The sequence below is a fragment of the Clostridiales bacterium FE2011 genome, assembly GCA_017569305.1.
In the GTDB taxonomy this organism is placed as follows: domain Bacteria; phylum Bacillota; class Clostridia; order Christensenellales; family Aristaeellaceae; genus Aristaeella.
The window spans coordinates 1,268,334-1,293,808 of sequence record CP069418.1 but is presented as its reverse complement, the minus strand read 5'-3'; the positions used below and the strand labels follow the sequence as shown (position 1 = coordinate 1,293,808).

Here is a 25,475-nt window from a genome sequence, read left to right as displayed (position 1 = left end):
ATAGTTTATCCCTCCAGAGGAGCCTCTGCTTCGGTAAGGATAACAAAATAATCATTATGAATTATGAATTGTGAATTATGAATTTTCAGAACCTGCGGTTCATATTCCGCAGGTTCTGTGTAAGGAGGATATTTTCATGCCCTGTACGACTGTGCTGGTGGGACGGAAAGCCAGCAATGACGGTTCCACGATGATCGCCCGGACGGACGACGGACACTTTGACGTAAAGAAGCTGATCAAGGTGAACCCCAAGGATCAGCCGAAGAAGTATATCAGCAAAATATCCCATGTGGAGATTGAGCTTCCGGAAAACCCGCTGGGATACACTTCCTGCCCCAGCGTGGACCCGAAGGACGGCGTCTGGGCCGCCACGGGCATCAACGAAGCCAACGTGGGTATAACAGCCACGGAGACCATCACCTCCAATCCCCGGGTGCTGGCGGCGGACCCGCCGGTGGAATACAAAAAGGCGAAGACCCGGAAGGAAAAGGACGTGCCCGGCGGCATCGGGGAAGAGGATATTGTGGTGCTGGTGCTGCCCTATATCCGCAGCGCCCGGGAGGGCGTGGAACGGCTGGGAAAGCTGTTGGAGCAGTACGGCACCTATGAGTCCAACGGCATCGCCTTCAACGACGAGCATGAGGTCTGGTGGATGGAAACCATCGGCGGTCATCACTGGATGGCGCGGCGGATTCCGGAGGACAGCGTGGTGATCATGCCGAACCAGTTCGGCATGGACGGGTTTGACCTGAAGGACGCCTTCGGAAAGCAGGAGGCGAACCTGTGCTCCGCGGACCTGAAGGAGTTTATCCGGGACAATCACCTGGACCTGAACCAGGATGGGAAGTTCAACCCCCGGGACATCTTCGGCAGCCGCCGGGATATGGACCATATCTACAACACGCCCCGGGCCTGGTTCATGGGCCGGTACCTGACCCCGGAAAGCCATCGGTGGGACGGACCGGACGCTGAATTCACGCCGGAGAGCGACAATATCCCCTGGTGCCTGAAGCCGGACCGGAAGGTGGCGGCGGAGGACGTGAAATATATGCTGTCCGGACATTACCAGGGAACGCCGTATGATCCCTATATCAACCGGGATACGGGAATGCGGGGCATGTATCGGTCCATCGGCATCAACCGCACCGGCGTAACCAGCATCTGCCAGATCCGGCCGGATGTGCCGGACGCCATCAAAGGCATTGAATGGATCATCTTCGGGTCCACCACCTTCGGCGCCGCCCTGCCGCTGTACACAAATGTGAGCCGGATCCCGGACTACCTGAGCAAGGTAACACTGGACACCTCCACGGAAAACTATTACTGGAGCAGCCGGCTGATCGGCGCCCTGGCGGATCCGTGGTACGCTTCCACGGTCCAGAACATTGAACGGTATGAGCTGACAGTGATGACAAAGGGTCGGACGCTGATCCGGGAATATGACAGGAAGATGATCGAATCCGGCAACTTCTCCCTGACGGAGGAAGCCAACGGGAAGATCTGCGCCATGGCGAAGGAGGAAACCACAGCCACGCTGAACAAGATCCTGCTGACGGCCAGTGAGAAAATGAAGAACGGCTATAAGATGGCGGACAATTAATGCGGCTGGACAACCGAACAAACAAAGGGGATGCCTCACTTCTTCGTGTGGCATCCCCTTATGATTCTGTATCACTGATCCGGAAACACGGTTATTCCTTCCGGGACTGAATCGTATCCATGACTTTCTTTTCGTTGTAAGCAGCAAGGATTACAGCACCGAGTACACAGAAGACCCGGCGGACGCTTTGCGAAAGGTGCAGGAAGCGCAGGCTATTCCCTCATGCGTGCAAACCATGCAAACGCGACGTTCGTTTTTGCATTTTTAGTGTTTTGGCTTTGAACATGCGGGAGCAATTCTATATAATGAAAATGTCTCATATTGATCATAGAAAACCGAAAATATATAAGACCAAAGAAATGACACTATACCACTGATTCCAATAATCCAAATACGCTTGAATGTGAAAGGAATCTGTTATGGCAGTTAGAGACGCCGGATCTATTATTCGAGAACTCAGGCTAGCTACTGGTATGTCTCAGTGGGATTTCTGCGATGGCATATGTTCCGTTCAGACTCTTTCCAATATTGAAAATGGCAAACAAGCTATTTCTCCGATTGTTTTTCAAAGCCTGACAGAAAAATGCGGGGAAATGATTAATCCTTATCCTCAATTTGTCAGCCTTGATGATTTTCAGTGTTATATGGCTGTGAGCAATGTGGATTTTTACATTGATTCCTGGCAGTTTTCTATTGCGCTGGACGAATTAAGAAAAATTGAAGAAAGTTATTTTGCTGAAAATAAGCTGTATTATCAACAATGGTTGATGTATCATGCCTATATTTTGGAATTGTCCGGCCATGAAGATTATGCAGCCAGAAAGGAGTTGCTCCTTCATGCGCTCAGCATTACTGGCTGCGATGATATAAACAAGATTTCTCCAAAGCGGATGCTTCTTTCAGTGGAAACACGCCTTCTGATAATGCTTGGCGAAGTATGCATTTTGCAGAATGATCAGACGAACAGTTCTCGGATTCTAGCCATTGTGGAGAAACAGTTTCCCGTTTCAGAAAGAAATACGGGGGGACGTTTCCCGCATGGCGCTGTGGAGCTTTTGCGTCAGCATTATCTCTTGAATTTTGATCCACAAAAAGCATCTGTGGAAGGAGCGTATGAAGATTATCATAACGCGGTCAACAGCTTTATTAGCGTACCGACATTACGTGCTTGTTTTGCTTATGCAGCAGCATTATATATCAATGGCCATTATGAAAAAGCTGAGGGAAAAGTTCGGCAGCTGAATGCAGGATCCAGTCTTTCCGGACCGGCTTATATCAATACCTGCTGCCAATTTCTGGACAAATGTGACGGTATCCCTGATGGCTTTAAAAAGCTGTTCATTAGAAGAAAAACAAAGAAGAATTATATGTTTCCCCAAAGACATGATCCCTCTTCCATGTCTAAAGGTGTTTATTCTTTCGAGGATGGATTTGGCTTTGGTCTGGGAAATGTGATCAAGCATTTGCGTGAAAAACAGGGCCTGTCTCTTGATGAAACATGTGATGGCTTATGCAACCGTTCCGTCCTTTATAAAATCGAAAAAGGCGATGTTGTGCCGCGATTGACATTGGCGGAGGCGATCATTCAAAGACTTGGAATCGTGACACGCATATTTGATTTTTACGGTTCATCTGAAGAAAAAGAATACTACTCCTATAAGAGGAATCTTCTTTTTCTGACTACAAAGCGGAAAAAGGATGTTGCTGATACCCTAAACAATATCGAATCACTGCATATGGCAAAAGATCCTTTGGTGCAGCAGTATGTGATGTTATGGAAAGCTGCTGCTCTGCTGCCAGAATGTGAAATGGAAAAAGAACTAAAAAAGGCCATCCAGCTCACGCAAAAGAATTATGCGCAGAACCGGTTGACCAAGAGAATGTCGTGGACAGAAATTAACATCGTGCAGCATATTTGTCATTGCCATTACAGAAACAATCCGAACAAGGGAATCGCAGAGACAAGAGAACTTCTTTCAATGCTGACAAATTACAACTTTCCGGAAGAACAGTGCCGCTTTTATATTCCGGTACTGATGAACAATTTATCGTACTACTATTATACAAACAACACTTTTTCGGAACTGGATAAAATGAAAGAGCAATATGAAACCCCGCTAATGAGGTATTATAGTGATTACAAAGTGCTGTATATGTTTACACACATCAGATCAATCATAAAACGCGGTTGGATGCTGCATAACCTGAAGGATGAAATTGACTTTGTGCGTCAGAATCTTCTCCTTATTGAGGAAAATGATTTAGCGGAAGAATTGACGAGTCTTTTAGCAGAATATCAGATTGATTTCATGTAATAAAAGCCAGCGTCGCCTCTCAATTCTTTACCTTGAGTGTAATCAGTTTCACCTTCTGCAACCAGTATTGAGTTGTCTAAAGGAGAAGAGTTTGACAAACTGCATACATAAGCAGAAAGAACCAGACCTAAAACAACTATCATAGCAATAATCTTTTTCATAACCAGCATCTCCTTAAAAACAATATAGTTTATGGGTAGTATTCTATTTTTTTTGTTTTTCGATGAGAATAATACTTTAAGAAACAAAATAGATGTCTATTACTCTCAAAGTGTTTCATGATAGTTGATTGTTCAGCAACGTTATTTCGTTATGATTTAATTATAGTTTCGGCAGTCACGTGAAATAGATATTCAAGATGATTTGCTGAAATTAATACAAGAATGCACTGATATTCAAGTGCCATCTTAGAAAGGAGGACGTAAATATGTTGGAAAACATGAACAAGCAGGAAGAAGTTGAAGTCATCGAATATGACGAACTCGAGACCGAAGCCAGCTTCGAACTGCATTGCCTGTGCGGACTTTCCTCCGGATCAGGATCTTAATCATTTGCAAAGGGACATTGCCCGTTGTGTGAGTTGGGCAATGTCCCTTGCATGAATTCAAAACAATGAGGCAAGTAAGATGATTTATTACAGTGATCCACTATATACAATTATCCCAGATAAAGGTAAATATATCCTTTATTGTGGAAACTTGCGGAAAGCAATACGGCTTTCATATTCCAAAATGTATTTATATAAAACGATTGTTGAGAACCAGAACAAAATGTCATTGGACACAATGTTCGAATGTTATCAGATAGATCCAAAAGATTATGAAGACTTTACGGAACAGATGGTCCAGAAAAAAATCTTCTTTATCAGGAAAGAGGATTTCCAGAAAGAAGATTTTTGCCATCGGTATAATAAGCTCAGCTGCGATCAGGAATTAAGAGTTGCATATCTTCATGTGACGCAAAGATGCAATTTGAATTGTTATTATTGTTATAACAAAAAAAATATAAATTCAAGACGTGAAGAGCTTAGCACGGAAGAATGGAAGAGTGCTATCGATAAACTGTACGGAAAAGGCGTGAGAACATTTGTTTTCACCGGAGGAGAACCCACATTGAGAACAGACCTGGAAGAAATACTGATGTCTGTTCCTGCAGATTGCAAGGTTAATGTTTTAACAAACGGAACATTGTTGAAAAATGAAGTTAAACGCATATTTCGATATGCGAACGAAATAATAGTCAGCCTGGATTCCGCCATTGCTGAAAACAATGATCGAAATCGAGAGAATTCGGCTCATTACAATGTGTTTTCAAATATCGATGGTTTGGATAAAGAACAAAAAAGAAAGCTGACCGTTCGTACGGTAATAACAAAATATAATGTAAATGATATCGAATCTCTGAGAGAACGGATGCGGGAGATGGGGGTACGATATGTTACGAGTGGATATCTTCCGAATTCTTCTAAGGAATGGGATGAGTTTATTCCGCCTCAGAATGAGTTTTCGAACGGATCATCCAAACAAAAAATAGTCGAATGCGGAGCTGGAAAATCAGAGATTGCGATTGATTCCAACGGAGATATTTATCCCTGTCAAAGCTTAATAAAGCCGGGTTTCATTCTTGGAAATATCAAAAATGAAAACTGGTGGAGGCAGATGAGGGAAAAGGCAGAAACAGTCATACCGCAAAGGGATATTAACAGCATTGAAAAATGCAGGGATTGCGTATACAAGTATTTTTGCGGAAATGGCTGCAAAGCTATTACTTTTAACCTATATCAACAGTTGGAACGATGCAACGATTTCTTCTGTGAGTTTTATAAACAAAAAGCGATTGCCGACATAAAAAACCTTTTTCAGAAGGAGAATTGTGATGTATCAGGGAGCGAAGGATCGGGAACCGATCGACACGATACGGATCAGCACTGAATATCTGCAAAGCAAAAAAATCTTCTTTATTGAAGAGTGGCATGAAAACAACAGTGGATTGTATTCTGTATCAGTTAAAATTCCAGGAACCGGGTTCTCGGTAAATGGAAAAGGGATTAACCGGGAATTAGCACTGGCAAGTGCACACGGGGAAATGCAGGAACGTTTATTGAACAAGGCTTTTTTCCGCATTAATAATGATACATTGTATTGGATGTCAAACTCATGCGAAAAATCGGAGATTCATGTTGAGCTGTTGCTTAAAAAAATCGGAGTATCCGAATCAAAGATTGAAAATCTTACAAAACAAATCACCAAGAGCCTTGGAAAGACCAGAGCACTGAAGGATGATGTGTTTATTTCCTTTAGTGGAGATCAGATAATAGTTCCGACTAAGGTTTCTGATTTCTTATATGGGACAAACGGAATGTGTGCCGGCAATTCCTATGAAGAAGCATTTACACAAGGCCTTTCCGAGATATTGGAGAGATATGTTGCAAGGAAGCTCTTTAGCGGAAAAGTATTAACGCCAGATTATAATTATAAAGAACTGGCAAAAGCCGAATACTTTGATATGCTGATCAATAAACTTGAAAATATGGGCATATCTGTCTGCGTTAAGGATTTTTCTTTGGGTAAAGAAATCCCGGTACTTGGCGTTATATTTATCAATCAAAACAACCAGACATATTTTATGAAGATGGGTGCGCATCCGAATCTTAATATCGCATTGGAACGGTGTTTCACGGAATTTGCACAGGGAAGGTCAAATCAACAGATGAGCCATATGGTTCACATAGAAGACGTTTTTACGAGTGAGCACGATCAGCTACTGCGATATTTTACGGATGGAAACACTTCATTTCCAATTGAGTTGCTGAAGAATCATGGTAAGAGTACGCTGAAATCAACAGATGCATCTGATAATAAAGGGTATTTTCAGCAATTAAAGAACCTGATCGAAGCATTGAATTATACGATTTATTATCAAGATAATTCTTCAGAAGCCTTTCAGGCCTTCCGGATCATCATTCCGGGAATGAGCGAGATTGCATCACCGGAGGATATTCCCAAGGCACGGGGGATGTTTGATGTAAACAAGCATATCAAATCCTTGTTTGAATCAAAATCTGTTTCTGTCAAAGAGCTGAACGCTTTAGCAGCCAGCCTTGAAAAGAGTAATGGATTAAACAAGGAACTCGGGTTGCATTATCCGGTTATTTCGGTCAAGTTAAATGGCAGACAGCTTCCAAAATTCAAAATGTTTGAATTCTTGAACTTGATGTATCTTAGAAAAGGAGAAATTGAAGAATCCTACCACTTTATGATCAATCATATTAAACTCTGCAAACGCGATCCAGTATATCTATGCTTGATGATGATGGAGAAATTAATCCTGGATAAAAAAGTTTTGTCGCAAGATGTTGATTCGTTCGGGGGATATATTGGGGGAGTTTTTAAAAAGAATGTTCGCGATGCAGCTATTAATCTTCTTTTCCATTCGGCGGATTTATTTGAAGTAAAATGGAATGTTGAAAATAATTACTTTTATCAGAATAGAAGGAGTTTATATATAAAGCTGTATGGATATCAGTAATCTGGAACAGGTGATAAACCTTCTTGCAGACATGGAGAGCAATAACCCGGATGTTGAAAAACGACTGGCAGAGAGCATTGTAAATACCATGTCAATTCCATATTTTCGTATGGAAAGTGATGAACGGATCATTGCTGATATTCTGGGCTTCGAAACCAGAAAGCTTGCAGATGATATCTACAGAGTAGAGAAAGTATTTGATCCTGGAATGGAAGAAATAGTACCCGGGGATCTTTTGATCGCTCCGCAAAAAATCCAGAAACGCCTGGACATAAAGGATATCCCTGCACAGGTTAAGCTTTGGGTCTTGAGAATAAGCAGCAGTGATGTTAAGTTATTTGAAAAGAAAGTCGAGGTGAATCTTCTGGCGGAGGAACGAAACGACATATGTAAAAAAGGCATGCAATATCTTAAAGTAGCGGATTTCACCTCGATTGATGAATCGAAAACAAAAATCAATCAAACGCTCATTCTGGACCTGCGGTTGAATCGAGGTGGTAGAATCGCTGAAATGATGACAGCATATGAGATGATCTTTGGCTCGAAGATGAGGATGTTTCAAAATAAAAAGGACAATTCCTTGAATTTCCGTGCAGATAGATCAGAACCTTTCAAAACGGTATATTTGATCGTGGACAGAATTACCTGCAGCAGTGCAGAAATATTCGCAGGCATAGCGCAAGAATATGTAGATGCGATTCTTGTTGGAACGAAGATGTATGGAAAAGATATGATTTGCAAAAGAAAACAATTCGGAAGCTTTATCCTTCATGTTCCGGAAACAAAGTTTTATATCGGAAATAGAAGTGTAAAAGAGATCGAACCTGATTATCTGGTTGATAATATTTGTGAATATAATGCTGAAGAGATCTTAGACCTTTGTTACAGGTTGGATCACAGGGAGGAACAGAAATGAAAGAGTATAAGAAGTTCTTTGTGTTTATGCTGAGCATTGTGGTGGTATCAAGTCTCCTGAGCCTGATGCCGCCGATCTGCCTGCAGATCTGGGGGTCATCCGGAGATTCACTGGATGTTAAGCGGATTATCTGGATTATTGCTATTTTACTGATCACGAATGTCGTAAACACGATTCTGGTACTCTATCGGGAAAACTACGCGAATAAGTTCAACAAAGAAAATGCCAGATCCTATCTGCGGAATTTCATGAACATGAAATACGACAGGATCATCCAGGAAGGACCTTCCAACCTTCTCGAACGGATTATTACGGCGGTTACCGGCATATATGCATATATGACAGGCGGGTATATACAGATCTGGTCGTCGGTAATCATTGCGGCAGCGGCGATTGCACTCTTAAGTCAGGTCAGTCTGATTATTGCAGCAGCAATGCTTTTGTTCATTCCATTCATCTATTTCGGTTTCAAACTGATTAATAAGGAGCTTACCAAGCGGTCCATTGAGCTGCAGAAACAAACAGGCCTCGGCTTTCAGGAAATCATGAGTTATATTCAGGAACCGGATTACTTCAAGCAGCTGCCGAGTACGGAGCCTGTGATCAAAAAGATGAATCCGGCTTTGGATAAAATCTATGACGCGATGGCAAGGATCAACAAGTTCGCGCAAACATCATCGATTGCGCTGTCCAGCCTGGGAACCATTCTGCAGAATGTGATTATGCTGCTTATTGTATATTCTTTCCTGGAGGCTAAAACATCACCTTATCTTCTGATGATCGCAACCATCATTGTCCCGCTCTATTTTGAAGCGGTACAATCGATCACGCGGGCCAATATTAACAAGAAGGACTATGTCGCGGCGCTGAATCTGGAAAAAATGCTGAAGGAAAACGGGGAAGAAACAGGCGGAACCGGGATGGATGCAGTATCGACCCTGACGATTGATGTCAACAAGATCGATCTGACGGATAAAATTCTTGATTTTGAAGCGCATGCTGAACTGCACAAGGGTGATATCGGACGGATTTACGGAAAGTCCGGTTGCGGGAAAAGTACCTTTGCGAAAGCCTTGCTGAAATTCCGCCAGATTGACGGGGTGAAGATTAACGGGATCAGCCTGTCGGATATTGATAATAAGGAATTGAGGAAAAACGTTGAATATGTTTCACAAAACATTCCGATCATCAAGGGTTCTGTCAGAGATAACCTGTTGTTTGGAAAAGAGTATCTGGGCATTGAAGACGCGCAGCTGCAGAAGATATCACTGCTGTCTTCTGTGTTAAGCAACAAAACGCTGGATGATGAAATTCTGGAGGGCGGAGCCAATCTTTCGGGCGGTGAAAAGCAAAAGATCGCGATTGTTCGGGCACTTTTGTCCGACCCGGAGATTTTGATTCTGGATGAGGTGTGCAGCAACATAGACCGTCAGACTTCAGACGAGATCTATGATATGCTTAAGTCAGAGAAGGAACGACGGATTACGATTATCATCTCGCACGACGATCTTCCGGAAGATTTTGTTAATGTTGATATAACAAAAACCAATTGACAATTAATGGATAAAGGGCGGTCTCACATGTGAGGCCGCCCTTTGTTTAAGCCTGGGTAATCAGGCGTTTTCCACGCCGGTAATGGTAACACCCTGCAGGCGGGTTACGGAAGGAATCAGGACGGTGTTATACTGCCGGGATTCCTTCGAGAAACGCATGGTCTTTGACAGTTCCGGGAAACTGCCGGAAACCGAGCCGCCGCAGACGGGAGTAACCTTACCGCCCTGGTGCAGGTAGGCCAGACGGATCTCACCGGCGATGTCGCCGGTAATCAGGTCCACCTGGAAATCGGAAAACTCCACAACCTCCAGGAAATCACCGGTGCGCAGATCAGCTGCGGATTCGGTTCCGCCGTCCACCACAATATTGGAAGCGATGAAGGACGAATCCATCCCCAAGTATTGGGCAAACTGGCGGCTGCCCATGTAGCTGACAGCCTTGCCGTGATCGATCAGGGTCAGGTCACGGATCGGAGCACCCTCCTCATCATACGCAAAGTTGCGGGAAGAGTTGGACAGGGAACGTACCGCACGCATGGTCAGGTTTTCCGGTGCAACCATATCCCCGATTTTCCAGTCGGACATGCCACGGTACACCACGGATGTAAACAGCTTGGAGGCAAAGAATCGATAGAGTTCCACGGACGGATCGGTGGCAAAGACCACATCCATCTTCTCCAATGCGGGAGTAGGAACAGTAACCAGCCTGTCACGGCCATAGGTAAGGGCCTCAGTCAGATCTGCGGTCAGCTGTTCCCGGTCGCAGGTGCCGGATTTGAGCATCCGGTACAGTTCGATTTCATGTCCGTCTTTCCGGGCGTTGACCACTGCTTCCACCATGGAGGAGGGATAGACGGAGGTCACATCGATGCCGTTGCTGTTCAGGAAACGGCGGCGGATCTCACTGACAAAGATTTCATAGCTGTTCAGGTCTTCTGTTTCTGTTTCCGGAACCGAAGCCAGTGCTTTGATAAAATCACCGCTGATGGCTTCCAGATCAATCTTTTCCGCTTTTGTTTCCGCTTCAGCCGCGCTGGGAGTATTCAGCGTATAGAAGGGATTGCGAACATAGGAAGCATCACTGCACAGCCCGTTTACGATGCGGCGCATCTCTTCTTCCGAAGCGTCGGAAGGAATGGACGCTTCCGCACGGCCAAGGCAGTCGTCAAACTTTTTGTAGACGCTGACAGAGAAGGAACGGACATCCTTGACCCTGTGCTGGTCCAGGCTGTGACGGATAAAGTAGAATTCCCAGCCTTTTTCTTCCTCATCGGTTACTTCCCAGGCATCTGCCCCTGAGGTTTTCAGTACATTCAGCAGCGTGTCCAGCGCTGCGTTATTCATATCAGCCATTATCCCAGCCTCACTTTCGCTTTCAGATAGGGACCGCCGTCGGCCACCTTGACCCATTCCTTGTGTCCTTTGCCGCAGGCGCCGGCACCAAAGCTCTCCCGGTCAGTGGATACCATGGAGACGGAACCCAGCAGGTCCGGCACATAACCGGTCATGACCAGCGGAGAAACCACTTTGCCGGTCAGCTTGCCGTTTTTGATTTCATAGCCGCGGTCGAGGATGCACTGGATACCCCAGTGCTTGGGATCTTCCATACCGGACTGCATGCCTTCAAGCAGATAACCGTTTTCAATGGAAGCAATCATTTCCTCAAGGGTGCTGGTACCGGAATCGAACATGGTATTGGTCATGCGGGTGTAGACCTTGTGGGAGAAATTCTCCCGTTTGCCGTTGCCGGTGGGCTTGACGCCCAGCCGCAGGGCGCTGAGGGCATCGCAGATTCCTCCGCGCAGGATGCCGCGGTCAATTTCCGTGACGTCACCGGCGGGAGTTCCCTCATCGTCAAAGGCATAAGAGGTAACATCTTCTGCGCACAGGGCGCCTTCATGCATGGTGACCAGATCGGAACCGACCCGTTTGCCGATGTAGTCGGCACCCAGAGCACGCCCCTTGACAAACATATCCATCTCCACACCGTGTCCGAAGGCTTCATGAGCGATCAGGCCGGTAACTTCCGGCGCGGTGATGACGTCATATTCCCCGGGCACAACCCGCTCCGCGGAAATCAGGTCTTTCGCGATGCGCAGGACTTCGGGGATTTTATCTTCCATGTGATCGAACAGTTCCGGACCGCCCAGACCGGACAGGGAGGTGTAAGCCATCTCCGTACGGTCTTCACCGGCAACCAGTGCGGCGGCCATTCCCTCGCTGAAGACGTAGGACTGGCGGAGATCCTGATGCTCGGTCAGGAACATCTTGCAGACATGGGTGGAGGAGGCGCGGACATGGAAATCGATCACATTCAGGCCTTTGTCCGCTCCGTCTTTCATCCCCTGATCGGAAACGGCAGACAGCTTGTCCACCAGGGCAGAAATGTTTTCTTCTTTCGGCAGGCGGCCGGTTTCCTTTTCCGCAAATACAGTACGGGCTTCGTCCGGAAGGATACCGGTTTCATAAGCCTTGACACCGTTTGCGTTCAGCAGGCGCAGCTGGGCGTCCAGCTCCCGGGTAATGCTTTCGAAGGTTTCCTTTGCTTTGGCCGGATCAAAACCGGTAAAGGCTGATTCAGCATAGAGTCCGTTTTTGTACACACGAACCACTGTGCCGCGTTCCGTGGCAATCGTTTCATGGGATACGTTCCTGGAACGCTGGGAAATGGTGACAGAAAAGCCGTCGGAGTCTGTGGACAGTACGGATACGTAGTCATACCGCCCGCGGAGCAGGGTGATCAGCTCCTTCAGCCCAGGAGCAATTCCATTCAGATAAGATGAAAAAGGTGCTTTCATGAAGGTTCTCCTTTTCTCATATATTGCGACAGAAGCATTGTACAAAGGGGCCTTGGGGAAGTCAAATTAAAATCTGATGAAAGCCCTGCATCCTGTAGACTGTATACAATAGACGGTATCCAGAGGACAGAGAAAGCACAGATCGGCTGATTACGCGATTATTGCGGTTCTGACTGGTTTCAGAATGGTGGAACCCTTGAATTTATTTGTTTCGGGGGCGAAATACCAATATACAATTTATGGGGGTTGTATGACAAAGAACATACAAGACGTGCGGATTGCAATTTATATAAGGCTGTGATAGAATTATTCCACGATTTTTGATCTAGAAGGGGAGTCTTGCCTGAGTGGCACCTTTTACCAGGGACTGTCCGGGGAACGCCCCGTAAAAACAGAATATTTATACGTTTATACTATTTTTTGTTGTGCGTAAGGTTATTCGTCGGGAGCGAACCCCGATTGATAATATATTTCAAAAAGAAAGGATAGATTCTCAATGATCAAACTGACCAAGGTTCTTTCTCTGGTTCTCGCATTGGCCATGCTGTGCAGCGTTGCGTTCGCAGAAGAAGCTGCCTACGTGCGCGGCGACGATGACGAGATCTACGATGCAGTGCTGGGCGATTTCACCGCCCTGATGGACGCTGCTGAAGCTGCTAAAAGCATCGATGAGCGCTTCATCCTGGAAGCCAAAGCTGAAGCTTATCTGCTGGACAGCGCCGTGATGATCCCCACCACGACCCAGGGCGGTGCTTACGCCATCACCCGGATCGCCTACCGTACGATCCCCTACGCCAACTGGGGAAACGATGATGACCGCTGGGGCACCATGGTGATCGCCAACGAGTTCATCAAGAAGGAAGACCGTGAGACCATGAAGGAAGCCTGGGCCAAGGCTGTTGCCGGTGAAGGCGAATACAACGCCGCCCAGATGCTGACCGATATGGGCTACACGCTCGCTTCCGATTACAAGACCACTTTCTCTACCGCTCCTGTTACCCTGGACTGGCTGAACACCTCTTCCCAGGCTGACACCGAAATCACGGTTCAGACTGTGGACGGCCTGGTGCAGTACAGCAACCTGGGCGTTATGGAGCCCAAGCTGGCCAAGAGCTGGGATATCAGCGACGACGGCCTGACCTACACCTTCCACCTCCGCGATGACGCGAAGTGGTTCACTTCCGAGGGCGCTGAGTATGCTCCCGTGACCGCGAAGGACTTCGTTGCCGGCTTCCGTCACATGCTGGATGCCAAGGCCGGTCTGGAGTGGCTGGTTGACGGCGTTATCAAGGGTGCTACCTCCTACTATGCTGAGGGCGGTGCCTGGGAAGATGTCGGCTACGAAGCTGCTGATGACTACACCCTGGTTGTCACGCTTGAACAGCCCACTTCCTACTTCATGACCATGCTGACCTACAGCTGCTTCCTGCCGATCTGCGAAGACTGGTACCTGAGCCACGGCGGCGTGTTCGGCGGCGAGGAACTGACCGCTGCTTCCGCTGACACCAGCACCTACACCTACGGCCAGAACACCGACGTTTCTTCCCAGGTCTATTGCGGACCCTTCCTGCTCCAGAAGCTGGTCGGCGATTCCGAAATCAAGGTTGTGAAGAACGAAAACTACTACGATGCTGCGAAGATCAACGTGAACAGCATCACCTGGATTTATGACGACGGCGGCAACCCCGCCCAGACCTACAAAGACACTGTGGACGGCATTTATGCCAGCACAGCCCTGACCGAAGCTTCCGGCACCCTGGCCCTGGCCAAGGCAGATGGTAACTTCGATAAGTACGGCTATGTTTCCGACACCACCTCCACCTCCTACTTCGGCGGCCTGAACCTGAACCGCGGCACCTTCGAACTGGCCAGCGGCGCCTGCAAGTCCCCGAAGACCGAGCAGCAGAAGATCGACACCCAGACCGCTCTGCTGAACAAGAACTTCCGTAAGGCCCTGCAGCATGCCTTCGACAAGGGCACCTACAATGCAGTTCAGCGCGGCGAAGACCTGAAGTACGCTTCCCTGCGCAACATGTATACTCACCCCGAGTTCGTGCAGCTGAGCGCGGATACTCAGGATGCGGACGGCAACGAATTCAAGGCCGGTACCATGTACGGCGAAATCGTGCAGTTCTATCTTGATCAGATGGGCTGCAAGGTCACCGTGGCTGACGCCTGCGACGGCTGGTACAATCCTGACGCTGCCAAGGAGTTCCTGGCTGCGGCTAAGGAAGAGCTGGGCGACACCGTGTCCTGGCCGATCCAGATCGACGTTGTCTATCTCGGATCTTCCGCCAACAACACCGCTCAGTCCCAGGCTTACAAGCAGAAGGTCGAGGAGACCCTGGGCGCTGAAAACGTCGTCGTGAACCTGATCGAAGCAACCACCACTGAAGACTTCTACGCCTGCGGCTATCGTGCCAGCAACGGCGAAGCCGGTAACTTCGATATGTTCTACGGCTCCGGCTGGGGTCCTGACTACGGCGATCCCAATACTTACCTGAACACCTTCCTGGGCGGCGGCGCCGGCTACATGACCAAGGTGATCGGTCTGTATTAATTACCGGATTTCTGATCCAAGGATGTCATTATGACAGAAGGGATGGGGAAGCGGCATATGCCGCTTCCCCACCTGTCCTTTTTTTGAAACGGCAAATATGATGATTAAGTTGGTGCATTCATGAAAAAATACCTGGGAAAACGGATCCTGTTCTCCATCTTTTCCCTGATCATTGTAGTGGCGACGGTTATGTTGCTGGTGTTCACCTGTATCAACCGTAACGTCATCTTCCAGATGGATGATACATGGAACAAAAAGAGCAACAATGACCGTATTTACTACGAATACACTATGTATTCGAAGTATGGCTACCTGGAGTTCGTGGATTACTCGAACTTCCTGAAAAACAAGTATGAGCCGCTGTACGGGAGCGACTATACCAAAAACGAAGACTATAAAGCCGACAAGAATGCTATCCAGGACGAAAATACGTACCTGGACAATGCTTCTGTGCAGGAATTTATCGCCCAGACCGAGGCGAAAGGATACAAAGCGACTTATGTGGCTCCGGCCCGGGCCAAGTCGGGCAAGGTCAAGACAGGCGGCAACGCCTATCTGCTGGCCGTTCATGAGAAAAGTGTGTTTACCCGCCTGTGGAACTACTTTTCCCAGCTGATTACTGTGGAAACAACCGGCGACGTCACCGATCCCGCGCTGACGGAGCGTTATATCCGGGTGGAAAAGGACCCCTACAGCGGTTTCTATGCTTTGGTGGGTTCGGGTACCACTCATAAATACCTGCTGTATGTGGACGGACGTTTCCCGTTCATTCACCAGAACTTTATTCATCTGAACCTCGGTACTTCCTATACCCGGTACCGCGGACAGGAAATCACAGACGTTATTCACCGTCCGGCAGGGGAACAGGTCAAAGTGAAATCCCAGTATCCGGCGATGGTGGGTACGGATGAGTATGTGGAAACCGCCATTGACTTCCACAGCCTGACCTATAACTACAATCCGCGGACCGCGGCAGAGCAGAAGCAGTTCCCGGATCAATACACCACTTATTCCTACAATTACAGCGGGCTGTCCATGATTGAGAACTCTTTCGTGATCGGCCTGATCGCTACATTGATTGCCTACCTGATCGGCCTGCCGCTGGGCATTGCTATGGCGCGGCATAAGGACGGGCTGCTCGATAAAATCGGCAACGGTTATATCATCTTTATCATGGCAGTGCCGTCCCTGGCCTATATTTTCCTGTTTGCCACCATTGGTACCACCGTGTTCAACCTGCCATACAAGTTTGCCAATGCGCAAGTAAAGATCCTGGCCTATGTGCTGCCGACGGTTTCGCTGGCACTGCGTGATATCGGCGGCCTGATGAAGTGGATGCGGCGCTACATGATCGACCAGATGAACAGCGACTATGTCAAGTTCGCACGGGCAGAGGGCCTGAGCGAAAAGGAGATATACCGCAAGCACATCTCTCCCAACGCCATGATCTACCTGGTACACGGCATCCCGGCCAGCATTCTCGGCTGTCTGACAGGCGCTATCGTTACGGAACGTGTATATGCAGTTCCCGGCGTCGGCAACCTGCTGACAACTGCCCTGGCCGGCCATGACAACGGCATCATCGTGGCCTGTACCCTGTTCTATACCGCGCTTTCTCTCGTCGCCGTGATTCTGGGCGACCTGCTGCTGGCCAAGAAAGACCCGCGGATTTCACTTACTACCAGCAAAGGAGGTGGCCGGTAATGTCTGAAAACGTAAAGACGATGAACAACGATTTCGGGTTTATCGACATCAACTCCATCCAGGCTGAAAAGATTACCGCACCCCGGTATTCCTACTGGGCGAGCGTGTTCCGCGTGTTTTTCCGCAAAAAGATTAATATCGTCCTGATTATCCTGTTTATTTTGCTGATCGCGCTGAGCTTTATTGTTCCCGCAATCATTCCCTATGATCCGTATGAAAATGTGACGAACGCAAAAACATACTATCTGAGCCCGGAAGCAGCCATGAATTATTTCGGCGGATTCAGCTTCAAGTGGCTGCTTGGCACCGGCGGACAAGGCAACAGCATCTTTGCCGGTATCTGGGCTTCCGCCCGGACAAGCCTGTTGCTGGCTGTTATCTGCGCAGCGATCAATATGTCAATCGGCATCATCGTCGGCGCTGTATGGGGCTACAGCAAGAAGGCTGACCAGATCCTGCTGGCTATCTACAACATTATTGCCAATGTGCCTTATATCCTGCTGATTTCCGTGCTGGTGTACATCATCGGCTCCGGATTCTGGAGCTTTGTGTTCGCACTGACGGTGACCGGCTGGCTGGGTATTGCCTATTTCTTCCGCACACAGGTTATGATTATCCGCGACCGGGAATACTCCCTGGCTTCCCGCTGCCTGGGTACGCCGATCAACCGGATGATCAGCAAGAATATGCTCCCGTTCCTGACCAGCGTTATTGTGACGCTGCTGGCAACAGAGCTGCCCAGCTATATCAGCATGGAAGTGTTCCTGAGCTATATCGGCATCGGCCTGAGTGCTGACGTGCCTTCCCTGGGCCGGATGATTCAGGAAGCACAGAGCGCTTTCAAGACCTACCCCTGGGCTTTCTGGCCGCCGGTGGTCATTTCTGCCGCGATTACAATCATCCTTTACGTTCTGGGCCAGAACCTGGCGGACGCCACCGACCCCAGGACGCATATGTAAGGAGGGAGGAACAGAAATGGCAAACGAAAACAGAAAGATCCTCCTTTCCCTGAAAAACGTCACGGTAAAATTTAACGTGCGCGGCCGAATCCTGACCGCTATCCGCAATGTGTCCCTGGATATCTTTGAAAATGAATCTATCGCGATCGTCGGTGAATCCGGTTCCGGTAAATCCGTGCTGACAAAGACTTTTGCCGGCATGCTGGAAAACAACGGATTTATTCCGGAAGGCAGCATTGTCTTTGCGGATGATGAACTGTCCGACACCCGGGTGAAGCTGACCTCTAAGAACAGACGGCTGGTGAAGCAGGTCATCAAACGGCTGAACAAGGATTCCGTCCTTGAACGGGGTGCTGCCGAATATCTGCAGATTCTTGCCAAAGAACAGGAAATCAGGCACAAAAAGGGCCTGAACACTGAAGAAGAAGAAAAGTATACAGCCGAACGCAAGGCGCTGAAGGATGCCGCAGTGGATATCCGGAATTATCTCCAGACACTGGACCGGCATTCCAAGACAGACCAGGCGGAGATTGCCGCCAATGAGAAAAAGCTGGAAGAAATCGATGCCAAGCGCAAAAAGCTGGAAGCTGACCGGGATGCGGTTATGAATACCCGGGCGGCTGCTTATGAAGGCAGCGCTGAAGCGGAAGAAGACGCCAAGGCACTGGAAGCCCTGAAGGCCCTCCGGACACAGAAGATCGAGACGGCTGAGCAGCCGGCAAATCCATACGGCCTGAAGGATGAAGTGATCGAACGCAACAAGATCCTGGCCTACGAGACGCTGCTGTCCATCGGCCGGTATCCTATGCGCTCCCAGATCCAGTTTATTCCCAAACTGCACAAGGCGTTCCGGGACGCGATGAAAGCCGGTGAAGACCTGCGCGATAAGGCGGTCCTGAACCGGATTTTCCAGACCTGCGCGTTCTATGTGGAATACAGGTCTGTGGACGAAGCCAGGAATGAGGTTGTGGGTTACGCCATCATCGACTGCGCCCACGTGAAATATACCAAGGACTGGCAGCAGATCCGCGGCTGCAAGATTGCCACGGTGTTCCAGGATCCCATGACAAGCCTGAACCCGGTTATCACCATCGGCAAGCAGATCATGACCGTGGTGCTGAAGCACCAGAAGTGCTCCCAGGAAGAAGCGAAGAAACGTACGCTGGACATCATGGAGAAGGTTGGTATTCCGGAGCCTGAAAAGCGCTTTGATGATTATCCCTTCATGTACTCCGGCGGTATGCGGCAGCGTATTGTTATTGCTATCGCACTGAGCTGCCAGCCGAAGATCCTGATTTGTGACGAACCCACCACGGCACTGGATGTGACCATCCAGGCCCAGATTCTGCGGCTGATCAAGGATCTGCAGCGTGACCTGGGCTTCACGACGGTTTATATCACCCACGACCTGGGTGTTGTAGCCAACGTGGCGGAGCGCGTGGCTGTGCTGTATGCCGGACAGATTGTGGAACTGGGCACAGTGGAGGATATTTTCTACGATCCGAAGCACCCCTATACATGGGCCCTGCTGTCCTCCCTGCCGCAGCTGACGGAACGGGGAACTGACCTGTTCTCCATTCCCGGCACACCGCCGTCCCTGTATAACAAGATCGTTGGCGACGCGTTTGCGCCGCGGAACCAGTACGCGATGGCGATTGACCTGAAGGAAGAACCGCCCATGTTCCAGGTCAGCGATACCCATTATGCCAAGACCTGGCTGCTGGATCCCCGGGCACCGAAGACCGAAGCACCGAAGAACATCCAGAACCTGCACGAGAAGATGGTTGAGATCTACGGTGATTCCGAAGGCGAAGGAGAGTAAGCATGGACAATCAGAACAACCGTGAAGTACTGCTTTCTGTCCAGAACCTGGACGTGGTATTTCATCAGGGAAAGAATAACTTTAAGGCTGTCAGCGACGTCAGCTTTGACATCTATAAGGGCGAGACGCTCTCCCTGGTAGGTGAGTCCGGATCCGGTAAAACAACGATCGGACGGGCTATCGTGCGCATCAATCCCTGCAGCAACGGCGCGATTTACTTCAAGGGCAAAAAGATTTCCGGCAAACTGAGCCGGAAAGACGACCGGGAAGTGATCCGCAAGATCCAGATGGTTTTCCAGGATCCGGCGGCTTCCCTGAACGAGCGCGCTACCATTGAATACATCATTTCCGAAGGCCTTTATAATTTCCATCTCTTCAAGAATGACCGGGACCGGATGGAGAAGGTGGAAAAGGCCATCAACGACGTCGGCCTGCTGCCGGAGCATCTGACACGGTATCCCCACGAGTTTTCCGGCGGACAGCGCCAGCGTGTCGGACTGGCCCGCTCCATCGTTATGGAGCCGGAACTGATTGTGGCTGACGAACCGATCTCCGCACTGGACGTGTCCATCCGCGCACAGGTACTGAACCTGCTGAAGAAGTTCCAGAAGGAACGGGGACTGACCTACCTGTTCATCGCGCATGACCTGTCCATCGTCCGGTTTATTTCCGACCGTATTGTGGTTATCTACAAGGGCCGGATTATGGAAGTGGCGGAAACAGAAGAACTGTTCGAGTATCCGCTGCATCCGTATACCCGCTCCCTGATGAGCGCTATTCCGATCCCGGATCCGATCCTGGAGAAGAAGAAAAAGCTCTTTGTGTACGAGCCGAAGGAATACGGCGAGAACGAACATCCTGCACTGGTGGACCTGGGCAACGGACACTGGCTGTACGGAACACCGGAAGAAATTGACGAAGCGAAGAAGAAACGCTTTGGTTAAGTGATAGACCAGAAAGGAAGAGAACCATGCTGCGGAAACCGAAAAATGTGATCCGGCTGGTTCTTTTCCTTTTGGCTTTTGCCCTGGCCGTGTTTTCCTTTACCTATGGTGTAAAGCAGATGGGACACAAGGAACCGGGCTGGCAGACGATTGATGCTGATGCCATGAAAGGACTTGTGACCTATGCCGGCGGATTGACCTATCAGTACTGGGCGGAAGGCAGCGAAGCTGCTATCCGCGATTTAACCGTAAACGTAAAAAAGGCGTACAGTGAATCCCTGTACCGGAACGTGGAACTGCTGGACGCACGCAATACCTATGAGGACATCGTCAACCTGGCCTCCGTGAACGAAAGTGAAGGCCAGGTTGTCACTGTTTCAAAGCGACTGGGCCAGGTGCTGGCGAAAGCCCTGTCAAGAACGGAAGAAAATGCCGGATACAGTGTTTTTGCGGGCGCGCTGAACGGTGAATGGCAGACGCTTCTCTATCTGGACGATCCGACGGATTTTGATCCCGCTGTGAACAAAGACCAGGCGGACCGGATCGCGAGGCTGACCGAGCTGGTCAATACTCCCGGGACTTTTTCGCTGGAGATCACGGAAAAGGGTGAGGAAGCAGAGATCTGCCTCCAGGTGTCCCCAGAGTATAAAAAAGCGATTGAAGAGATGGAGATTACCGCACCGGTGCTGGATCTCGGCGTACTGCGGGATGCGGTACTGATGGACCTGGTGGATGAGGATCTTCGGGCAGCCGGATTTACGGAGGGCGTGCTTTTCAGCAAGAGCGGGCTGAGCCTGCTGTCCGGATCGGGACGGACCCTGACGGTTTTCCCTGAGGAGGATGAACGGCCGGAAACGTCGCTGACAGTCAGCAGTCCGGCAGTTACCGCACGCTTTTCGGCTTCCCAGCCGGGAAGCGAAGGCTATGGCGCATATGAAATGGCCGGATTCAAACGGCATGCGTTTTTTGACGCACGGACCGGGGATTTCCGGAACCGGATTGAGGACGCTGTGATCGCGGGAAGCGGGATTACGGCCGAAAGCACGGCCTGGCAGCTGGTGCTGCTGAATTGCACGGAGGATCCGGAAAGCGTGAGCTGGCCGGATCATATGAGCGGACGCTGGATACTGCAAAAAGATCCCGCCCGGACAGTCTATCAGGGCGGGAAACAATGATCATGCTGATTCTGAAAAGGGTCAGCTTTTTTGTTGTTTCAGAACAAACCGGAAAAGGGTATAAATCCAGGATCGGGTCATTATCCGGTGATCCGTTCCAGGCAGGCCTGAGCCTCCTGAACCTGTTCGTTTGTGACTGCGGAGGGGTTCCCGTAACGGGCGGCCAGATAAAGCTCGCGAAGCCTGATCGCGTCTTCGCTTTCACTCATTTCCGGGTCATGCTTCAGGATTTCCGCGGAAGTATCGGAGGGTTGAACGCTCATCCCTTTGCCTTTTCGGTGTTCCAGGTAGGTTTTATAAACCCGCCGCAACTGCCGTGCGTTCCCTGCTAGAAGGGGCATACGGCGGCGTCCGACGCCGCGATGCCTGCTTTCTCCCGGGATGTCCTCTGTTTCGTCATACAGCAGTTCATCTTCTTCTTTGAGCTGGTTCCTCTTTGCATAACGCCAGATCAACACCAGAACCACTACCAGCAGGAGACCGAGCAGGATCCAGCCGCCGACCGCTGCAGCTTGTTCAAAGAGCATAAAGTCGTGTTCAGACCAATGCTCTTCCTGCATTCTTCCATTGGAACCGAGTTCCGCTTCCACTGCCTGCTGCTGGACATTATGTGAAGTAATTTCTCCCAGGATCGTTGTTTCATCAACCGGCTGGTCCCCGACAGGGAACAGTTTATTGAACAGCCAGATGAAAAACCGGCCGACTGGAACAAGGATCGCGGCCAGCGCCTGGTGACTGAAACGCAGGAACAGGAATACAAGCAGGGCCGCGCCTACAGCCAGTATCGGTATTCCGGCTACGGAAAGGAAATTCCGCAGCCTCCATTTCAGGTTCATTTCAGCCCCCATCTGCATACGGCGCATGGCAAGAATACCGAGGAACAGGAAGACCGCGATATAGATCAGCGCGTCCACTGAAATGAAACGATGGGTATAAATGGCCGCGTTCGCAATGTTGGCTGCTATAAAGAACAGACTGACAACCAGCATAAAGGTAAAGTTCCTGCGGTACTCATCCAGCGGCATGGCAAAATGCCCCCTGACCATCACGATGAAATAGTAGAGCCATGCAAGCAGCGGAACAATCATCAGGAGGCTGAACGGGCCGATTAAAAAGCAGAGCCCCGGCAGAATCGCCAGGAGAATTCTCGGAACGGGGCTGCTGAGGCGAACAATGACCAGGCCCAGCAGAAGACAAGCTGCCGCGAACAGGGCCATGGGAAGACGCCAGGCCTGAAAAACGCTGATCGCACTCAGGATCGCGTAAAAGAAACAAATATCAGCCGTTACGCGGAGAACGGAAGTCTGTTTCATGGATTGATCTCCTCCTTCTTATGCGATGTCTTTCTCAGCACAGAGAACAATTGGCTCCTGGTCAATATGGCGAGCAAGCCGGTTGATGGCTGCCTGGGTGCTTTCATCCAGGGACGGGGTTATGATAATGTGGGTACAGCTGTGTTTTTTCCGGCGGAGGCAATCGTCGATCACAGAGGCAAAGCCTGTATATCCCGTATGGCGAGACAGGCCGATCCGCCGTTGAATGAAGAACAGGTGATTTGCGCCAAGTCCTTCTGTCAGGGACTGAAGATCACCGTTGCTCAGCATAGCGTAGGGGATCTGTTCTTTTTCCAGAAGCTTGCATACACTGCTCGTCAGGGAGAGACAGTGTTCCATCAACCTGCGGGAGGTAGGATCAATGTTGACGACAACTACGGCGGCACGGTCCGTGGTGAAATCATGCTGCCGCACAATCATCCTGCCTGTCTTGGCACTCTGGTTCCAGGAAATCTGTTTCAGAGGTTCGCGGCCGGAATAATCACGGTAGCCCAGAACCATTATCGGATCATCATATAAAAAGCGCCTGACTGAAACGGCACCCAGTTCTCCGCCCAAGGCTTTTATGGAGGGGGTGTCGCAGGGCGCTGCTGTACAAATAAGGCGAATCCCTATGTCATCTGAGAGTACGCGCGGCTTCAGCCCCAGAAAATCGCCGAATTCCAGATAATACCGGCCAAGGTCGTATACGCCCCGCTGACGGATGGAGAAACGCAGTTTCCCTGTGAACTGCCGTTTCGGAGCCAGATAGAAATTATGGGAGATCAAGGTGCCGGCAAAATCGGAAACGGCGTGCTTCTGCATGAAGTCCTCATCTTCTTCCGGGGAAAAGACGGTATCCAGACGCAGGGTAAGGCCGGCGTACATGATGGGGAGGAGACTGTTGTTGCGCACGGTATACCGCAGCGTGACGATTTCACCAGGCTCAGACAGTTTTGTATCGATGGAAAAACAGGCATAAAGATTCCGAAGATCCGCACGGCGACTGGCGATCTCAAGCAGTGCAAGGAAGATTAGCGTAAGCAGCAGAACGGCAGGAATCATACTTTCTCCAGAGGGACTGGAATCTCATCCAGCAAGTTTTGAAGGAACTGAACAGTATCAATATGGCCCTGGTTGATCAGGGATAACCTGTGGGGAAGAACGCAGGGGGCTTCCTGCTTCACATCCTCAGGGATTACATAATCCCGTCCGCGTAACGCTGCGAGAATCTGGCAGGCACGGTACAGGGCGAGACTGCCGCGGGTGGATATGCCGCTGATCAGCATCTCACTGCGCCGGGTGGCTTCTACCAGATCCATCATATAAGCGGCGATATCATCATTGACACGAACCTGAGAATAGCTTTCCTGAAGGGACTCCAGTTCGCCGGGCTCCACGACCGGCTGCAGTTCCTCCAGTAATACGCGTGTATCCGGACGGCGCAGCACGCTGATCTCCTGTTCCCTTGTCATGTATCCCAGCCTCAGCCGCATGAAAAAACGGTCCATCTGTGCTTCAGGCAGGGGGAATGTGCCATATGATTCCAGCGGATTCTGGCTGGCCATGACCAGATAAGGCTCTTTCATGGCATAGCTTACGCCATCCACTGTGATCTGCCTTTCCTCCATGACTTCAAGCAGGGCCGACTGGCTGCGGGGCGTAGCCCGGTTGATTTCATCCGCCAGGATCACCTGCGCGAAGAGCGGACCCGGGCGGAACTCAAACTCGCATTTTTTCTGATTAAAGAAATTGATGCCTGTCAGATCAGAGGGCATCAGATCCGGCGTGAACTGAATCCTGCGGAACTCGCCGCCGATGCTCCGGGCAAAGGCGCGCAGCAACATGGTTTTGCCGGTTCCGGGTACATCCTCCAGCAGGATATGCCCGGAAGCGATCAGGCAGACAACGATCTGCTCGATCACTTCTTCCTTGCCGACAATAACGCGGCTGCAATTATTGAGGATCTTTTCCTTCAGATGTACAAAAGGCTGCGTTTGCATGGATAAATCTCCTTGCTGCTGAATGGGTGATCATTTAGTTTTCCAGCTGTATTTCGTCCTTATCATATCATTATTGAACAAGGCAGGCAACCATTTTCAAAAGTATTGATAAATAAGGCTTCAGTCATGTGATCCGGAGGATAGATATGATCAGCGGCAGTTCCTGTGGGACGATTCCTCCCGCATGACCCTGTTTCATTATCTGCTTCCGCCGATCAAAGGCCGATTGACCAGGATGAGCATACAGGAGAAAAAAACGGCCTGGAAAGAACATTTTGTACTTGA

The 25,475-nt window shown here is 49.5% G+C and carries 18 protein-coding genes; 12 read left to right on the top strand and 6 right to left on the bottom strand.

Annotated features, from left to right (window positions below):
* Positions 1–136: 136 nt before the first annotated feature.
* Both JRC49_06060 and JRC49_06055 read left to right on the top strand, forming a co-directional pair.
* Positions 137–1,600: a C69 family dipeptidase gene (locus tag JRC49_06060; GenBank protein ID QTE72375.1), complete on the top strand. Its 1,464-nt coding sequence runs from the start codon at positions 137–139 to the stop codon at positions 1,598–1,600.
* 419 nt (positions 1,601–2,019) lie between these two features.
* Entirely contained in the window at positions 2,020–3,915 is a 1,896-nt protein-coding gene (locus tag JRC49_06055) for a helix-turn-helix transcriptional regulator (GenBank protein ID QTE72374.1), read from the top strand.
* Here JRC49_06055 and JRC49_06050 read toward each other — a convergent pair.
* On the bottom strand, positions 3,897–4,076 hold the full coding sequence (locus JRC49_06050) for a hypothetical protein (GenBank protein ID QTE72373.1): 180 nt from the start codon (positions 4,074–4,076) through the stop codon (positions 3,897–3,899). The genes JRC49_06055 and JRC49_06050 overlap by 19 nt on opposite strands.
* Positions 4,077–4,541: 465 nt before the next feature.
* On the opposite strand from JRC49_06050, the gene JRC49_06045 reads away from it, so the two are divergent.
* The 4 genes from JRC49_06045 to JRC49_06030 are packed head-to-tail and all read left to right on the top strand — an operon-like array spanning position 4,542 to position 9,912.
* On the top strand, positions 4,542–5,846 hold the full coding sequence (locus JRC49_06045; GenBank protein QTE72372.1) for a radical SAM protein: 1,305 nt from the start codon (positions 4,542–4,544) through the stop codon (positions 5,844–5,846).
* Entirely contained in the window at positions 5,791–7,443 is a 1,653-nt protein-coding gene (locus JRC49_06040; GenBank protein ID QTE72371.1) for a YcaO-like family protein, read from the top strand. The genes JRC49_06045 and JRC49_06040 overlap by 56 nt, the downstream gene beginning before the upstream one ends.
* Positions 7,430–8,359: a hypothetical protein gene (locus tag JRC49_06035; GenBank protein ID QTE72370.1), complete on the top strand. Its 930-nt coding sequence runs from the start codon at positions 7,430–7,432 to the stop codon at positions 8,357–8,359. Before JRC49_06040 ends, JRC49_06035 begins: the two co-directional genes overlap by 14 nt.
* Positions 8,356–9,912, top strand: a complete 1,557-nt coding sequence (locus JRC49_06030) for an ABC transporter ATP-binding protein (GenBank protein ID QTE72369.1) — start codon at positions 8,356–8,358, stop codon at positions 9,910–9,912. The genes JRC49_06035 and JRC49_06030 overlap by 4 nt, the downstream gene beginning before the upstream one ends.
* Before the next feature lie 60 nt (positions 9,913–9,972).
* Here JRC49_06030 and JRC49_06025 read toward each other — a convergent pair whose 3' ends face one another.
* Together JRC49_06025 and JRC49_06020 are read right to left on the bottom strand one after the other, a co-directional pair.
* Positions 9,973–11,265 (bottom strand): TldD/PmbA family protein, encoded by a 1,293-nt coding sequence (locus JRC49_06025; GenBank protein QTE72368.1) that lies wholly within the window; start codon positions 11,263–11,265, stop codon positions 9,973–9,975.
* The gene (locus JRC49_06020; GenBank protein ID QTE72367.1) at positions 11,265–12,710 is read right to left on the bottom strand and encodes a TldD/PmbA family protein; all 1,446 of its coding nucleotides are present in this window, start codon (positions 12,708–12,710) and stop codon (positions 11,265–11,267) included. Before JRC49_06020 ends, JRC49_06025 begins: the two co-directional genes overlap by 1 nt.
* 874 nt (positions 12,711–13,584) lie before the next feature.
* Between JRC49_06020 and JRC49_06015 the strand changes: the two genes are divergently transcribed.
* The 6 genes from JRC49_06015 to JRC49_05990 all read left to right on the top strand — a co-directional run bounded on the left by JRC49_06015 (position 13,585) and on the right by JRC49_05990 (position 21,874).
* Positions 13,585–15,270, top strand: coding sequence for a peptide ABC transporter substrate-binding protein (locus tag JRC49_06015; GenBank protein ID QTE72811.1), 1,686 nt, complete (start codon positions 13,585–13,587; stop codon positions 15,268–15,270).
* A gap of 120 nt (positions 15,271–15,390) precedes the next feature.
* Complete coding sequence (locus tag JRC49_06010; GenBank protein ID QTE72366.1) at positions 15,391–16,974, top strand: ABC transporter permease; 1,584 nt, start codon at positions 15,391–15,393, stop codon at positions 16,972–16,974.
* Positions 16,974–17,933: an ABC transporter permease gene (locus JRC49_06005; protein QTE72365.1), complete on the top strand. Its 960-nt coding sequence runs from the start codon at positions 16,974–16,976 to the stop codon at positions 17,931–17,933. Before JRC49_06010 ends, JRC49_06005 begins: the two co-directional genes overlap by 1 nt.
* Positions 17,934–17,949: 16 nt before the next feature.
* Positions 17,950–19,755 (top strand): ATP-binding cassette domain-containing protein, encoded by a 1,806-nt coding sequence (locus JRC49_06000; GenBank protein ID QTE72364.1) that lies wholly within the window; start codon positions 17,950–17,952, stop codon positions 19,753–19,755.
* A gap of 2 nt (positions 19,756–19,757) precedes the next feature.
* A complete protein-coding gene (locus tag JRC49_05995) occupies positions 19,758–20,699 on the top strand; it encodes an ATP-binding cassette domain-containing protein (GenBank protein QTE72363.1) in 942 nt (313 codons plus the stop codon).
* 26 nt (positions 20,700–20,725) lie between these two features.
* On the top strand, positions 20,726–21,874 hold the full coding sequence (locus tag JRC49_05990) for a hypothetical protein (protein ID QTE72362.1): 1,149 nt from the start codon (positions 20,726–20,728) through the stop codon (positions 21,872–21,874).
* Between the two features lie 80 nt (positions 21,875–21,954).
* On the opposite strand, the gene JRC49_05985 is transcribed toward JRC49_05990, so the two are convergent.
* The 3 genes from JRC49_05985 to JRC49_05975 are packed head-to-tail and all read right to left on the bottom strand — an operon-like array spanning position 21,955 to position 25,190.
* The gene (locus JRC49_05985) at positions 21,955–23,187 is read right to left on the bottom strand and encodes a hypothetical protein (GenBank protein QTE72361.1); all 1,233 of its coding nucleotides are present in this window, start codon (positions 23,185–23,187) and stop codon (positions 21,955–21,957) included.
* Positions 23,188–23,205: 18 nt separating this feature from the next.
* A complete protein-coding gene (locus JRC49_05980; GenBank protein ID QTE72360.1) occupies positions 23,206–24,252 on the bottom strand; it encodes a DUF58 domain-containing protein in 1,047 nt (348 codons plus the stop codon).
* Positions 24,249–25,190 carry a MoxR family ATPase gene (locus JRC49_05975; protein ID QTE72359.1) on the bottom strand — a complete coding sequence of 314 codons (942 nt, stop codon included), beginning with the start codon at positions 25,188–25,190 and terminating at the stop codon, positions 24,249–24,251. Before JRC49_05975 ends, JRC49_05980 begins: the two co-directional genes overlap by 4 nt.
* Positions 25,191–25,475 lie beyond the last annotated feature (285 nt).

What these genes read in the sequence shown, in the direction of transcription:
- JRC49_06060 (QTE72375.1), top strand. Translation starts at nt 137, where the DNA reads ATGCCCTGTACGACTGTGCTGGTGGGACGGAAAGCCAGCAATGACGGT.
- JRC49_06055 (QTE72374.1), top strand. Translation starts at nt 2,020, where the DNA reads ATGGCAGTTAGAGACGCCGGATCTATTATTCGAGAACTCAGGCTAGCT.
- JRC49_06050 (QTE72373.1), bottom strand. Translation starts at nt 4,076, where the DNA reads ATGAAAAAGATTATTGCTATGATAGTTGTTTTAGGTCTGGTTCTTTCT.
- JRC49_06045 (QTE72372.1), top strand. Translation starts at nt 4,542, where the DNA reads ATGATTTATTACAGTGATCCACTATATACAATTATCCCAGATAAAGGT.
- JRC49_06040 (QTE72371.1), top strand. Translation starts at nt 5,791, where the DNA reads ATGTATCAGGGAGCGAAGGATCGGGAACCGATCGACACGATACGGATC.
- JRC49_06035 (QTE72370.1), top strand. Translation starts at nt 7,430, where the DNA reads ATGGATATCAGTAATCTGGAACAGGTGATAAACCTTCTTGCAGACATG.
- JRC49_06030 (QTE72369.1), top strand. Translation starts at nt 8,356, where the DNA reads ATGAAAGAGTATAAGAAGTTCTTTGTGTTTATGCTGAGCATTGTGGTG.
- JRC49_06025 (QTE72368.1), bottom strand. Translation starts at nt 11,265, where the DNA reads ATGGCTGATATGAATAACGCAGCGCTGGACACGCTGCTGAATGTACTG.
- JRC49_06020 (QTE72367.1), bottom strand. Translation starts at nt 12,710, where the DNA reads ATGAAAGCACCTTTTTCATCTTATCTGAATGGAATTGCTCCTGGGCTG.
- JRC49_06015 (QTE72811.1), top strand. Translation starts at nt 13,585, where the DNA reads ATGAAGGAAGCCTGGGCCAAGGCTGTTGCCGGTGAAGGCGAATACAAC.
- JRC49_06010 (QTE72366.1), top strand. Translation starts at nt 15,391, where the DNA reads ATGAAAAAATACCTGGGAAAACGGATCCTGTTCTCCATCTTTTCCCTG.
- JRC49_06005 (QTE72365.1), top strand. Translation starts at nt 16,974, where the DNA reads ATGTCTGAAAACGTAAAGACGATGAACAACGATTTCGGGTTTATCGAC.
- JRC49_06000 (QTE72364.1), top strand. Translation starts at nt 17,950, where the DNA reads ATGGCAAACGAAAACAGAAAGATCCTCCTTTCCCTGAAAAACGTCACG.
- JRC49_05995 (QTE72363.1), top strand. Translation starts at nt 19,758, where the DNA reads ATGGACAATCAGAACAACCGTGAAGTACTGCTTTCTGTCCAGAACCTG.
- JRC49_05990 (QTE72362.1), top strand. Translation starts at nt 20,726, where the DNA reads ATGCTGCGGAAACCGAAAAATGTGATCCGGCTGGTTCTTTTCCTTTTG.
- JRC49_05985 (QTE72361.1), bottom strand. Translation starts at nt 23,187, where the DNA reads ATGAAACAGACTTCCGTTCTCCGCGTAACGGCTGATATTTGTTTCTTT.
- JRC49_05980 (QTE72360.1), bottom strand. Translation starts at nt 24,252, where the DNA reads ATGATTCCTGCCGTTCTGCTGCTTACGCTAATCTTCCTTGCACTGCTT.
- JRC49_05975 (QTE72359.1), bottom strand. Translation starts at nt 25,190, where the DNA reads ATGCAAACGCAGCCTTTTGTACATCTGAAGGAAAAGATCCTCAATAAT.